This window comes from Paenibacillus sp. FJAT-27812, assembly GCF_001273905.1.
In the GTDB taxonomy this organism is placed as follows: domain Bacteria; phylum Bacillota; class Bacilli; order Paenibacillales; family Paenibacillaceae; genus Pristimantibacillus.
The window spans coordinates 5,413,720-5,427,370 of record NZ_LIGH01000001.1 but is presented as its reverse complement, the minus strand read 5'-3'; the positions used below and the strand labels follow the sequence as shown (position 1 = coordinate 5,427,370).

At 49.4% G+C, this 13,651-nt stretch carries 12 protein-coding genes; 2 read left to right on the top strand and 10 right to left on the bottom strand.

Going from position 1 to position 13,651, the window contains the following annotated elements; translation table 11 throughout:
- Positions 1–99 precede the first annotated feature (99 nt).
- Positions 100–726 (top strand): TetR/AcrR family transcriptional regulator, encoded by a 627-nt coding sequence (locus ADU23_RS22890; RefSeq protein WP_053375860.1) that lies wholly within the window; start codon positions 100–102, stop codon positions 724–726.
- Positions 727–741: 15 nt separating this feature from the next.
- Entirely contained in the window at positions 742–1,035 is a 294-nt protein-coding gene (locus tag ADU23_RS22885; RefSeq protein ID WP_053375859.1) for a DUF3817 domain-containing protein, read from the top strand.
- Between the two features lie 61 nt (positions 1,036–1,096).
- Here ADU23_RS22885 and cysI read toward each other — a convergent pair whose 3' ends face one another.
- From cysI to ADU23_RS22830, 10 genes are all read right to left on the bottom strand, one after another.
- A complete protein-coding gene (cysI, locus tag ADU23_RS22880) occupies positions 1,097–2,818 on the bottom strand; it encodes an assimilatory sulfite reductase (NADPH) hemoprotein subunit (protein ID WP_053375858.1) in 1,722 nt (573 codons plus the stop codon).
- Positions 2,819–2,876: 58 nt separating this feature from the next.
- Positions 2,877–4,739, bottom strand: coding sequence for an assimilatory sulfite reductase (NADPH) flavoprotein subunit (locus ADU23_RS22875; protein ID WP_053377782.1), 1,863 nt, complete (start codon positions 4,737–4,739; stop codon positions 2,877–2,879).
- A 312-nt stretch (positions 4,740–5,051) separates the two neighbouring features.
- Entirely contained in the window at positions 5,052–5,840 is a 789-nt protein-coding gene (locus ADU23_RS22870) for an undecaprenyl-diphosphate phosphatase (protein WP_053375857.1), read from the bottom strand.
- A 48-nt stretch (positions 5,841–5,888) separates the two neighbouring features.
- Positions 5,889–7,202 (bottom strand): hemolysin family protein, encoded by a 1,314-nt coding sequence (locus ADU23_RS22865; protein ID WP_053375856.1) that lies wholly within the window; start codon positions 7,200–7,202, stop codon positions 5,889–5,891.
- 31 nt (positions 7,203–7,233) lie between these two features.
- Positions 7,234–7,593: a Lin0512 family protein gene (locus ADU23_RS22860; RefSeq protein WP_053375855.1), complete on the bottom strand. Its 360-nt coding sequence runs from the start codon at positions 7,591–7,593 to the stop codon at positions 7,234–7,236.
- A gap of 47 nt (positions 7,594–7,640) precedes the next feature.
- Entirely contained in the window at positions 7,641–8,789 is a 1,149-nt protein-coding gene (locus ADU23_RS22855; protein WP_053375854.1) for a DUF3900 domain-containing protein, read from the bottom strand.
- 432 nt (positions 8,790–9,221) lie between these two features.
- On the bottom strand, positions 9,222–10,313 hold the full coding sequence (locus tag ADU23_RS22845; RefSeq protein ID WP_053375852.1) for a nitric oxide synthase oxygenase: 1,092 nt from the start codon (positions 10,311–10,313) through the stop codon (positions 9,222–9,224).
- Entirely contained in the window at positions 10,282–11,163 is an 882-nt protein-coding gene (locus ADU23_RS22840; RefSeq protein ID WP_053375851.1) for an EcsC family protein, read from the bottom strand. Before ADU23_RS22840 ends, ADU23_RS22845 begins: the two co-directional genes overlap by 32 nt.
- Before the next feature lie 58 nt (positions 11,164–11,221).
- On the bottom strand, positions 11,222–11,458 hold the full coding sequence (locus ADU23_RS33300) for a hypothetical protein (protein WP_053375850.1): 237 nt from the start codon (positions 11,456–11,458) through the stop codon (positions 11,222–11,224).
- Positions 11,459–11,520: 62 nt separating this feature from the next.
- On the bottom strand, positions 11,521–13,602 hold the full coding sequence (locus ADU23_RS22830; protein WP_053375849.1) for a HelD family protein: 2,082 nt from the start codon (positions 13,600–13,602) through the stop codon (positions 11,521–11,523).
- Positions 13,603–13,651: the final 49 nt, after the last annotated feature.

Here is a 13,651-nt window from a genome sequence, read left to right as displayed (position 1 = left end):
TCGTTTAAAATAAATGAATGCTACGAATTAATTATATATACCCAAAGGTTAATTAATCAATCCTTAATTTTTACAATTTGATGAATGGAGGGCTTGGCGATGAGCGACGAGCAAATAAAACGCAAACCAGGCCGGCCCAAAGGGACAGGCTCAGATCAGACGATGCAGCAGATTTTACGCACAGCGGCCTATCTTTTTATGGAACAAGGATTCGAGAAGGTGTCCCTGGAAGGCGTAGCTCAAGCCTGCGGCGTTACAAAGGCAAGCGTTTATTATTATTTCACAAACAAAAGCATCCTCTTTACCGAATGCCTGCAATTTGTTCTAAAGATGGCTTATGATCAAACGGCTAAGCTCGTACATGGACCAGGTACGCTCAAGGAAAGAATGCTAACCGTTGCCGAACGTCACATGAACAATGCTCATGTTGAATTCGAGACGATGATGCGGGAAGCTTCAACCGGCTTGACCGAGGAGCAAGTGACGCGAATTCGTGCCAGCGAGAACGCTATTCATGAGCTTGTCGCAAGCGTCTTCCAAAAGGCAATGGACGAGAGTGAAATCAAACGCGGCGATTCTTTATTGCTCGCGCATGTGTTCACAGCTATGCTCACCGTCCGAAATCGGAAAGAAATTATTAATTCGGAGAAAACAGTGGAACAAGCGGCCGCCGAAATCGTAGAACTATTGTGGACTGGCCTTGAGGCGCATTCGACAAAAACATAATTTGGAGGAAATGAAATGCTAAAAACCGTTATAGGCCGATTGCGTGTTATCGGTTTGTTTGAAGGATTATCCTTCCTTGTGCTGCTGCTCATCGCAATGCCGCTCAAATACTGGGCCGACATCCCGGAGGCGGTAGCGATCGTTGGCGGGCTACACGGGGCATTATTTGTACTTTATATGCTTGCTCTTCTTCACGTTTGGATCACTTACCGCTGGTCGATCTTCAAGGTAGCGGCAGCCTTTATTGCAGCGTTCCTCCCACTTGGAACGTTCGTACTCGACAAGAAGCTGCTTCGCGATCAAGCTTAAATAAGGGTAAAGAAAGAAGACCAGAGCGGAATGCTCTGGTCTTCTTTCTTTCTATATAAGATTAGTTGTGAAATTCCTGTCCGTCATGAACAGCTTTCACATAACCTGCCCGGATGACAAAATCTCCGAAGTGTTCACCCGTCTCACGTTCTTTCGCGTACTGATGGATAATCGGCTTTAACGTATCTAAAATCTCGGTTTCGTCGATATTTTCCCGGTACAGCTTATTCAGTCTCTCTCCGGCAAAACCCGCACCCATATACATATTATATTTGCCGACTGACTTGCCGATGAACGAGATCTCGCCTAATGCCGGCCTTGCGCACCCATTCGGGCATCCCGTCATTCGGATGTTAATCTCTTTGTCGCGAAGTCCAGCTTCATTAATGATTGGCTCAAGCTTGTCAATCAAAGTCGGCAGGTAACGTTCAGCCTCTGCCATCGCAAGGCCGCAAGTCGGCAAGGAAACGCATGACAAGGAGCTTCTGCGCAGTGCAGAATGCTGAGCGCCGTCATTAAGTCCGTATTGCTCGACCAATTCCGTAATTTTGCGTTTCTTCTGGCTGCTGACGTTGCCGATAATTAAATTTTGGTTCGGCGTAATGCGGAAGTCGCCGCTATGAGCCTTAGCGATTTCCCGAAGACCCGTCATCAGCAGATAACCGTCCTTGTCTTCAATACGTCCGCTTTGGATGTACAACGTCAAATTCCATTTGCCGTTGCTGCCCTTCAACCAGCCATAACGGTCGCCATTGTTCTCGAATTGGTACGGGCGCACAGCCTCAAGCTGCCAGCCGAGTCTGTTTTGCAGCTCGGTTTTGAACCAGTCGATGCCATGACGGTCGATCGTATACTTAAAACGTGCATTTTTGCGAACCGAACGATTTCCGTAATCCCGTTGGATCGTAACCGTCTTCTCTGCCAAATCAACAATGCGCTCCGGCGGGCAGAATCCGATAACCTTGCCCAGCTGCGGGTACGTTGCCGTATCGCCATGAGACATCCCCATGCCTCCGCCAACGGAGATATTGAAGCCCTTCAGCTTGCCGTCTTCAACGACAGCAATATATCCGATATCCTGCGAGAAGACGTCTACGTCGTTATGCGGCGGAATCGCAAAACCGATTTTGAATTTGCGCGGCAAATATACAGGTCCATAAATAGGCTCTACTTCGCCTTCTTGTTGACCGTCAACAACCTTCTCTCCGTCCAGCCAAATTTCATGATAAGCGCGCGTACGCGGTGCAAGGTGATCATTCACCTTGCGCGCCCAGTGGCTTACCTCGCCGTGAAGATCGGATTGAAACGGATTCGGGCTGCACATGACATTGCGGTTGACGTCGCCGCAGGCTGCCAATGTAGTCATCAGCTCGCTGTTGATTTTTTGAAGCGTCGGCTTCAAATTCCATTTTAAAATACCGTGCATCTGGAAGGTCTGGCGAGTTGTCAGGCGCAATGTTTCATTGCCGTATTTATGTGCCAGACTGTCCATCGCAAGCCACTGCTCGGACGTAGCTACGCCGCTAGGAAGCACTACGCGAATCATGAATTGAAAAGCTGGCTCCAGCTTCTGTTTTTCACGCTCGTTGCGCAAATCCCGATCATCTTGCATGTAGCTCCCGTGAAATTTCAACAACCGATTGTCGTCCTCAGGCAACCCGCCCGTAATCGGATTTCTTAACGTTTCGACAAGCGCACCGCGCAGGTAATTACTTTCGATCTTGATATGCTCTACCTCGCTTGGCGGCCCGCCGATAGGCTTAACCAATTGCTCTTTCGCCATTGCTGCTGTCTCCTCTCGCAATCATTCACATACTCATGTTGTTTTTTAAAACGATCTATTAATACACGTCGCGCTGATAGCGCTGCTGCTGCTGCAAATCGTCCAAATAAGCGGCCGCTTCTTCTTGGCTCTTGCCGCCTTCTTGCTCAATTACTGTAATCAGCGCAGCATGCACATCATGTGCCATATGCTTCTCGTCGCCGCAAATATACACATATGCGCCTTCCTGCAGCCACTGGAACAGTTCACGGCTCTTCTCCAGCAAGCGATGCTGCACGTATACCTTCTCTTCCGTATCACGGGAGAATGCAACATCGAGCTTTGTGAGTACGCCATCCTTAAGCATTCTCTGCCAATCGGTCTGGTACAAGAAATCCGTGACAAAATGGCGGTCGCCATAGAAGAGCCATGATTTCCCGTCTGCACCGAGCTCCTCGCGTTCCTCAAGGAATGCGCGGAAAGGCGCTACGCCCGTACCCGGACCAACCATAATGATCGGCGCGTCCGGATCAGCCGGCAGCTTGAAATTCGGATTTTGCTGAATATAGATCGGCAGGCTGTCGCCCGCTTCAACTCGCTCTGCACAATGCACGGAACAAACGCCGTACCGCTCGCGGCCATGCGCTTCGTAACGAACCGCTCTTACCGTGAGATGAACCTCATCCTCATTCGCTTTGAAGCTGCTCGCTATAGAATATAAGCGTGCCGGAAGCTTCCGCAAAATAGCGACAAAGCTGCTAGGCGTTAACTGCCAAGGTGCGAAATCTTGAACCAAATCAAGCAGGTCGCGCCCATTGATATAGCTCTTAAGCGCTTGCTCTTGCCCTGGAGCCAGCAGCTCTTGAAGAGCTGTGTTCGAGGTGAGCTGAGCGGCTTGCGTTAGCAATGGTTTCGTTAAAGCTGTAATTTCGTAATGCTTTAGCAGTGCCTCGCGCAAAGACTTTTGCTCGCCATTCTTATTAATAGCAACGGAATCGGTAGGCGCAAAGCCTAATTCATGAATAATGGCATCTACTAGAGCCGGATGGTTCTCCGGGTATATGCCAAGGCTGTCGCCGGGCTCATACTGCAAGCCTGAGCCTTCAAGGGAAAGCTCCAAATGGCGTGTTTCCCGGTCAGAGCCGCGGCCGTTCAAATTGATGTTAGCAAGCACTTCGGCTTTAAACGGATTAGTCCGTGAATACACAGAAGCCTCTGGCGCTGAGCTGCTGCTCGACTCTTTAGCAGAATCACCGGATCCAGCAGCTGCTGAGCCAGCGCCTTCATTTAGTGAGCTAATAATCTGTGCGATCCAGCCAGCAACCGGCTCATCGTAATCCAGATCACAATCAACGCGCGGAGCTAGCCGCTTGCCGCCAAGCTCCTCAAGACGCTGGTCAAAATCCTTGCCCGTCTGACAGAAAAACTCGTAGGACGTGTCTCCAAGAGACAGCACGGAGAAACGCAGATTCTCAAGCTGTGGCGCTCTCTTGCTATAAACAAACTCATGGAAAGCCCGCGCATTATCCGGCGGCTCGCCTTCGCCATGCGTACTGACGACCAAAAACAGGTTTTCTACTTTTTTCAAGCCATTTGTCTTGAACTTGTTCATCGCAGCTAGCGTGACTTGGAATCCTTGCTCTTCCAGCTTTCGTGACAAGCTTGTTGCGATTCTTTGGCAATTGCCGGTTTGGGAGCCAAAGAGCACCGTTACCTCGCGGGAAACGGGAGCTTGACTTGCTATAGAGATGACCTCCGCTGCGTTTGACTCTCCCGGAACAGCTTGCAGCTCCGTGCTTGCTGTCGATAAAGCTGTTGTTTGGCGGGCGAACAAATAGCCTGTAAGCCATATTTGCTGAGACTCGGTTAGGGATGGCAGAAGGCGATTAAGAAGCTCGACTTGCTCTTGACTAAAAGGACTGTTCGTTACCTGAAGTTGCAACAATATCCACCTCTCATAAACATAAAATCATCTTCTATTTTAATAGTCAGATAAAAAAAGCATTATAATATTACTTAACCTAACATAATCAGACAAAACCTTCAACGATGTTGTACGCCGCTCCATTTCCCATATTTATGCAATTCGACTCAATTACCCGTTAAAATAAAGAAATCAGGGCTATTTGCCCTGATTTTCGTTAGTTTATTAGAAAAAATGATGGTTTGGATATAAAAAAGTGATAGTTAAACGATTTATTCTTCCACTAAAATGGCGTCTAAATGAAAATCGTTCTCGTTATTTTCGCTTTATTTAAAAAATTATAAAATAAAAAAGGGCTGCCAATGCAAACCGATAATAGGCGAACCATGAAAGCCTGATTTTTTTCATCATATTAATGAAGGTAACTACAGCTATCATTCCGACGATGAAAGCGGCAATGAGACCGATCAAGAACAACGGCAAATCCGCCATCGTGAGGAATTCGCGGCTCTTGAAAAGATCGATCCCGCTCGCGCCGGCCATTATGGGAACGGAGACGATAAACGTAAACTCTGCAGCAGCCTTCTGGCTGGTGCCAAACAGCATGCCGCCGGAAATCGTCGAGCCTGAACGCGAGAAGCCCGGCCACAAAGCGAGCACCTGGAAGCAGCCTATCGCAAAGGCTTGCTTATATGTAATATCGTCGAGCTCCTCTGCGCTAGGCTTCCTCCTCACCCGATCCGCGATAATCATGAGTATCCCGCCTGCAACAAGTCCGATCAGAACCTTTTGCGCGACAAACAGCTCCCCTTTAATAAAGGAATGAAGGAGGACAGCACAGATTCCGGCAGGAGCCATCGCAATAATAACGTGAAAAGCGTTTAATCCCGATTTTTTGCCGATATTAAAATTGAGCAAGCTTGCAAACCGCTTTCGATATAAGACCAGCACAGCAAGAACAGCCCCGAATTGGATGACCACCTCAAAGGTTTTGGCTTTGTCACCCGTAAAATTCAGCAGCTCTCCAGCCAAAATCAAGTGGCCGGTTGACGATACGGGCAAAAATTCCGTCAACCCTTCTATGATGCCCATAATAATGGCATTAATTAAATCACCCAACGCCCGATTCCCCCTCAAAAAAATGATTCACAACCGCTTTATACAAGCTTATGCATGTCCGTATGCGTCCATCTCATTTTCTGTCAAATCGGTGACAATTTCTATTTTGCGGATACGGTTATCGTCTCGCTCGCGTATGATAAACGTCATATTGCCATACGTCCACGGTTCTCCTACCGGCAGCTCCGGCTTCTGATTAAACAGCCAGCCCCCGATCGAATCCACCTCTTCGCTTTCCAGATCCGTACCAGCGGCATCGTTCAAATCGCTGATCAACGCTTTTCCGTTAACCAGATACCGCTGCTTCTCAATGAATTCGATTTCCTTCACTTCGTCTGCATCAAATTCATCACGAATTTCCCCAACAATCTCTTCAATGATGTCCTCGATCGTAATTAAGCCGGCCGTTCCGCCGTACTCATCGAGCAAAATCGCAATATGAACGCGTTCCAGCTGCATTCTACGAAGCAATTTGTTGATCGGCATGACCTCTGGGATGGACATAACGGGCTGAAGCAGCTCATGAACATCGACATCCCGATCAGTGTCATATCGCAGAAAAAACTTTTTTGTGTTAAGAATGCCTATAATATTATCCTTGCTGCCCTTGGCAACAGGAAACCGTGTATATTGCTCCTTCTTGATCGTAGCTAAATTTTCTTCCGAGGTTTGATCCACATACAAACAGATCATATCGGTTCGCGGAACCATGATTTCGCGTGCGAGCCTTTCATCAAAGGCAAAAATCCGGTTCACATAACCGAATTCGCTTTGGTTGATTTTCCCGCTTTCATAGCTTTCCGACAAAATGATCCGGATCTCCTCTTCGGAATGCGCTTCGTGCTCATTTGCGGGCTTTAGTCCAAGCAGTCGAACCAATCCATTCGCCGAGCCGTTAAGCAGCCATATGAACGGAAACATCACCTTGTAAAAAATGATGATGATCGGAGCCGTCCATTGACTGACCTCCTCCGATTTGATGATCGCCAGCGTCTTCGGAGCAAGCTCGCCTAGCACGACATGCAAATACGTGACAATTACAAAAGATATAACGAACGATAGAACCGAGCTTAGCTCGCCTTCTATATGGAGCCGGTCAAATAACGGATGCAACATTTGCTCAACCGTCGGCTCGCCTAACCAACCAAGCCCGAGCGCCGTAATCGTAATGCCAAGCTGGCAGGCGGATAAATATCCGTCAAGCTTGCTCGTGACCTGCTCTACCGCTCTAGCATTTTTCATGCCTTCCGCTACCATTTGATTGACCCGGCTAGCGCGCACTCGAATAATTGCGAACTCCGTCGCGACAAAAAACGCAGTAAATACGAGCAATAACGCGAATATTAAAAGTTTTAAAACCATAGTTATCTCCCTTTTCTAGCTGGAGATGCTATTAATAGCCTACCTCAACCGATGCATTAACGATATAAATCAAATCGTTTTTATCATCTTTATCCGGCAGGACTATACCGCTGGTTGTCAGCATGCCGCCATCCATCAGCTCAACGGTCACCTGACCGTATGGCAGCACCGCTTTTACCTGCTCAATATCAAGCAGCTCATGGTCGCATGGAAGCGCTAGCCTGACTCGCACCTTCATGTTATCGAGCGACCCGCCAGGCAGAACAGACCGCAGTCCGGGCATCGAATTGTGGTGAATCGCGTTTTGGACCGCACGCACCGATGCCTTCGTAATATTTTGACCGTGAAGATCGCATCCCATGCCAATTTCTATAAAAAATAAGTTGTCCACTTAAATATCCTCTCCCTTATTTATGCATTTGATACATGCTTGCTCCATTACCACGGCACATCATCATTCGGACTAGTTCCCTCGCCTGCCGGAGTGTAGCTGTAACCGGAATCAGCGTCCTCGGAAGGCTTTTTGCTTCCAATGCGCGGCATGACATCGACCAAATCCAGCGGCTGAACGAGCTCCACCGGCGACATGCCCTTCTCAAACTGGAAGGCGTCTCCTTCGATGACAACGACATAACGGCCGTTATGTTTGGCAAAATGAATGGCAGCGCCAAAATCAGCCAGCAGCCCCTTCACCGTTACGCTGTCCAATTTAAACGAAAACGGCAAATCCGGCTTTTGCTCGACTAACGCGGCGGCAGCTACCTCCACTTGCTCCGGCGTCCACCACTCCTGCAGGTCACGCTTCTCGCTCGCCGCCCATACCTCAACCGCATTTTCCTCCTCACGGCGCTCGGAGCTCTCATCCTCCTGCCATTTGTCGGCAATGTATTGATGTACCATTTCTACGACCTGCTCACCCATAACCTCTGGCAACGGCTTCTCATAGGATACATATTTAAGGAAGTCCTCAAAATAACGGGCATGCGACGCCTGATGAATTTTGAGCTCCCAGTGCTCCAGCATTCCCTCCTCCGGCATATGCGGATATTGGATGGACTTGATGCTGCGAGCGCTTATCGCCATTTCCACTTGCGAAATCAAGTTTTTCTCATCGGAAATCCGGGCGATCTTCGGCTCGAAATCACATTTGAGCAAAAACAAAAACGGCTCATCGAAATACGTATTCAGCTTGGACAAGGCAATAATAAACGCTCCGCCCCTTACTGCGCTCGTATCCATATAAATGCGAACAAGCTCGTCCGCGATGCCGATAAACCGCTCCTTCGAGTCCGCGTCACGCAGCCTCTGAAATAAATTGTAGTTTTGGTTGCTTCCCAGCTCATAACCCGGCTCCACCATGAATCGGCCGATTTTGGTAGGAGCGCCCGCAGAGTTCGGATTGCGCTCTACTTTCCTTTTGACGATACGCTTAAATTCATCATCCAAAAACTTCTGAATTTCGCTATCCTCGTAGGTGTCCCCTTCGAGCGTTTGATAATGCTTGAATCGCTTGCCTGATGAGGCAGCGCTCTCCTCACCATCGGTATGAATGACGAAAAATGATAAGTACTGCATATTAAAATCCACGTTGATAATTCCTCCAAGCTAACTAATGTCATCTCCTTAGGATAGCATATCTCTCCTCTTCGCGACATCAGACGGGAGAACCTCGCAAGCAGACTTCGTCATTGCAGCGTGCTCTTAGGCGGACATAGGCAGCATGATGCATAGGGCTAAAGAGTGGCTGGTGCAAGCATGTAATGCAATAAGGTATGCCATTATTTTCAACCAATTTTACAATTTTAAATCAGAAGGGTTATTCACGTTGAACGGAAAGGCTGGCTTTGCAGGGTGTAGGAAAGAAAACAATTCCATCCTAAATAAAGACGCAAGCCGGGGGTGTTTTGTAACAATCTGTTAGAGGAATGTCGGAGTGTGAAGATCCATCTCAAACGGCGGCTGCGATAAACAGATTCATAACCGCCGATTTGAAACGCGTGGATGTATGAATAAGAATGCTTAATAAGGTGCGGCTTGGTAACGGTAAGCTGGCGTCCGCTCCGTATCATCAAAGCTGCGATGCCAAATGCCGGTAGTAGCGGGTGACATCGGCGGGATTAGCCATGACCATCGCCCGGTAACCGCTCTCCCATGATCCAGCTCTTGCTTCTCGAAGCGAAGGAACTGCTCGGCAGCCGTATGATGATCAACAATGCTGACGCCCTGTTTTTTGAAAGAATGAAGCACCGCTGCATTCAGCTCTACTAACGCGCGGTCCTTCCAAAGCGAAGTATTCGTCGCCGTATCGAACCGGAACAGCTTTGCAACGGTTGGCAATTGATTATAGCGATCGGTATCCGATAAATTTCTTGCGCCGATTTCCGTACCCATATACCAGCCGTTAAACGGGGCTGCTGCATAGGAAATGCCTCCGATCTCCAGCGCCATATCGGATATAAAAGGAACGGCGTACCATTGCAGCTTTAATTGCTCGAATTCACTATTTTCCGGATGCGACAGAGGTACCTCAAGCACTGTTTCTTGCGGCAACGGAAACCACTTCGGCGCTTTCCCCTCCAGCTGAATGACAAGCGGCAGCACGTCGAATCTAGTACCCGCTCCACGCCAGCCTAGCTTCTGGCAAGCATCGGTGAAGGCAAGCGATGCTGAATCGCCAACGATTTCGTTTTCCTTGCGATAGCCTGCATAACGAACTAGCTGATGATTCCATATTCTTAAGCGGTTATCCGAATGGCTCGCGGGAAAAATCGTAATCGCCGGCCGAATCCTTCCGCTGTTGGTTGCATAGCTCATATGGTTGAATATGCGTTCTGCTGCGCCAAGCTCATCGCGAACATCGCGAGCATCAAACACTTCAAGCGTCTGCCAAAACAAACGTCCGATGCAGCGGTTATTGTTCCGCCAAGCCATCTTTGCGCCATGCTTCAGCTCTTCATAGGTATGAATGTATGCACCAGTCTGCTCAATTTGCTCCAAAACCTCTTGAATCCTTCGTTTCGCATCCTCTTCGCTCTTGCCAAGCTCAAAGTAAGCTTCTCCCAAAAAAGCGGTTGCTTGCTCAGCTATCTTTCTTCTCGTGGTTGTTGTCATCCTCATTCGCCTCGTTCTCCGCTAGCTTTAACAATACTCTGCGTTTTCTATATAACATCGTCGCCGCTTCTGACACATCGTTCAGCATGCCTCGATTAATTATAGCTCCAAATAGCATACCTGCTACCGGAATCATTTGAAATAGCTTCTTCCAGCCAAAATTATCCCGATAAACCGTTATAACCTCTCGCCAGCCCTGCAGCTGCGATATCATTTGATTGCTGCGGCTCGTTTTGTCGTAAGCGCTGAGCTCCTCCAGAATCGCTTTTTTTCCTACGATATCAGACGATGCGAATTGCATGACCTTAACCGCAAAGACGCGCTCCTCTTTTATTTTCGGATCGAAGCCATAACAGATCGCAATCTCTTGAATAATTTTTAGCGACAGGCCAAGAACAGCCGGAATATCGACCGCCAGCGTAAAAATGCCGCCAATGCCGGTTGTCGCTCCCTGGAGCGTCGCAAGCGTCGAGCGGCTTGTTGATAATTGCTCCGCGCTTCTATTCATAACGAGCAGCGGCATTTCGGCAACATCTTCAATCGTAAGCCGGTCTTCTTCCTCATTGGAAAATACAGCTGCCGGATCAGCGTTGCGCTGCATCCGTTCGATGACCGAGCGTTCGGAAATGAGATATTTCCCTCCCGTTTGAATATAGCTGCCGATCTCGTCGACCGCTTGTCCGATCTTCTCTTGGATGAACTTTGGCGTCACTTTATCGAGCAGCATAAACGGCAATCGCCCAAGCTTCTCCCAAAACCATAAATCCTTCTGGCTGCTCTCCCAAGCCGCGATCTCGCGCAGCGCTAATTGCAAATTCTCCTCTGTATCTAGTGCACCAGACAACGCCATCACTCTCCTTGTTTGCAAGTAATACGCAATCAGCCCGCAATCGGATTCGTCTTTCACATTATTGTTCCAATTTGCGGCTCATAAACAGCGTCATCACGAAGGAAAAGCGATTATTGCGATCGTCTAGCGCAGCACATGCAGCCCGCTGCCCCCTGCGGAGCGGGAATGCAACAAGGACCGCCGCGATAACCGCGGCGATCCTTGAGAAGACGTCAGGCTGATCAAATAACCATTCGTAAGCATGCACTGCCCAGCTTCTTAGCCATATAAGCAGAGCAACACAGGTGGCAGCCATACGTCCCCGTTCTTATCGAAAACCTCCGGTTGGACGTTATAATGCTCCCTATTATATCGGAGTTAAGCTTCTTCGCCCAGCAATGATGTGAGATTTCCACGGTAAAACAGCTTTAGCATATGCAAAGCACGCGTACAGCCGACGTAGAGCAGCTTCGCATCAAGCGGCGCATACGCCTCCTCGCTAGCATCTGCTACCAGCACGGCATCAAACTCCAAGCCTTTGGATAAATAGACAGGCACGACCGACAACCCGCCGCCATAAGCTGGCTGCTTGCTTTGCACAAGCGATGCTTCCAAGCCGCGATCGATCAAATGCTTATGGATTTCCTCGCATTCAAGCGCCGTGCGGCCGATGACGGAAATCGTCTCGTATTCGCCCTTCGCTTGCCATTCCCGAACGGTCGTCTCAAGCGCCTCAAGCCACTTGTCATTGGATACAGGCTCCGTGGCAACGGCATCACCGCTCCGGAATACAGGAACCGCTGGTTTGACGCCGCCAGTCATGCTTCCCAATATTTTGTTCGCGAACTCAATAATTTCCATCGTCGAGCGATAGCTTCGGTTCAGCTCATAGAAGCCGATCTGCTCCTCTTCGAATAACGCGGTCAGCTCCGACCAGCTTTGCACGCCGGTGTATGCATGGATCCCCTGCTGCAAATCGCCTAATACGGTCATCGACGCTGTTCTTTGGCACAGACGGAGCACCTCGAGCTGGAAGGGTGAATAATCCTGCGCTTCGTCAATGACGATATGGTCGAATGCCTGCTTCGGCAAGCCGAAGAGCTGAAGCTGGATATAAGCAAGCGGAGCCAAGTCCTCGGCGGCTGCGACTCCCTTTTTCAACCGATCCGCGGTAGCTGCTGCGATCGCCTTCGGAATGCCTGCCGCGAGCTGCTTGCCGCTGAATAGGGACGCATAAAGCTGCACGGATGTATAGGCCGGAATTTTTTTCGTAAAGCTGTTAAACTTCGTGAGCGCCTTTGCCCGAACTTTCTTATCGGCGATTCCCTTCATCTTCAGCTCAGACTCGAACCAGCGGCGAATACGGCTAACGAGTCGATCCCTCTTCTTCATTAGCGTCTCGTCGCCGTAGTCGGTTTCATACCATTCGCGCATTTGCGCCGGAGACAGCTCAAGGCCGTCAATCGGCACAAACGGCGTCGCCGGTACGATCCGCTGTTCAAAATCAGCTATACGCTCGTCGACAATCGCCTTGAAAGCCAAATGGCCTTTAAAACGGCCGGACGCATGCTCGATCTCATCCGCGGTTCGCCTCTCTTCAAACCAATAAGCCATCGTATCGGACGGATCGCTGACGGCTATCGTCTTCTCTAGCAGCTCTAGCGACCAATCGCTAAAGGTGGTCTGCTGGATATCTCCAGCGCCAAGCTCCGGCAGAACGCCGGATATGTAGTCTAGAAACATACGGTTTGGCGCGAAAATAATCATCCGCTCCGCCCGCATCCGATCGGCGTATTGGTAGAGCAGGAAGGCAAGGCGGTGCAGCGCTACGGTCGTTTTACCGCTTCCCGCTACCCCTTGAATAAACAAAGCCTTGTTGCGGTCCGCACGAATAATCCGGTCCTGCTCGCCTTGAATCGTCGAGACGATATCCCGCAGCTTATTATCCTTGTTCTCGCCAAGCCGGTATAATAGAAATTCGTCAGTGACCGAGCCTTCCTCCTGGCCGCGTACGTAGCTGTCGACCAAACGGACAATCTCTCCCTGACGAATCATGAAATTCCGCTTTAAATGCACATAACCTTCGATTTCACCATCAGGCGATTCGTAGGAAGCTGGCGCCTCGCCGCCTGTGAAGGAATAGAATACGCTGGCGGCCGGTGCGCGCCAATCGATGACCAGCAGCTCGTTGCTGCCTTGCTTTGCGACGCCTGCTTTTCCAATATATAAAGGTTTCTGCTCGCCTATAGGCAGCTCCTGAAAGTCAATGCGGCCGAAATAAGGCTCGCGCTTGGAAATTTCAAGTCTCAATCTCCGTTCCTCTTGCTGCAAATCGAGCATTTGCTCCGTAAAATCGTCGCCCTTATAGCGCGGGCCAATAGCTTGCAGCTGGGCGAGAATGTCTTGTAATGACGCCGTTAATCGTTCTTGCTCTTCTTGATAGGCACTTTGAACGGTCATGTCAGTTACCTCCTAAGTTTTATGTGCTGGAAAATAAAAAAGAGAAGCC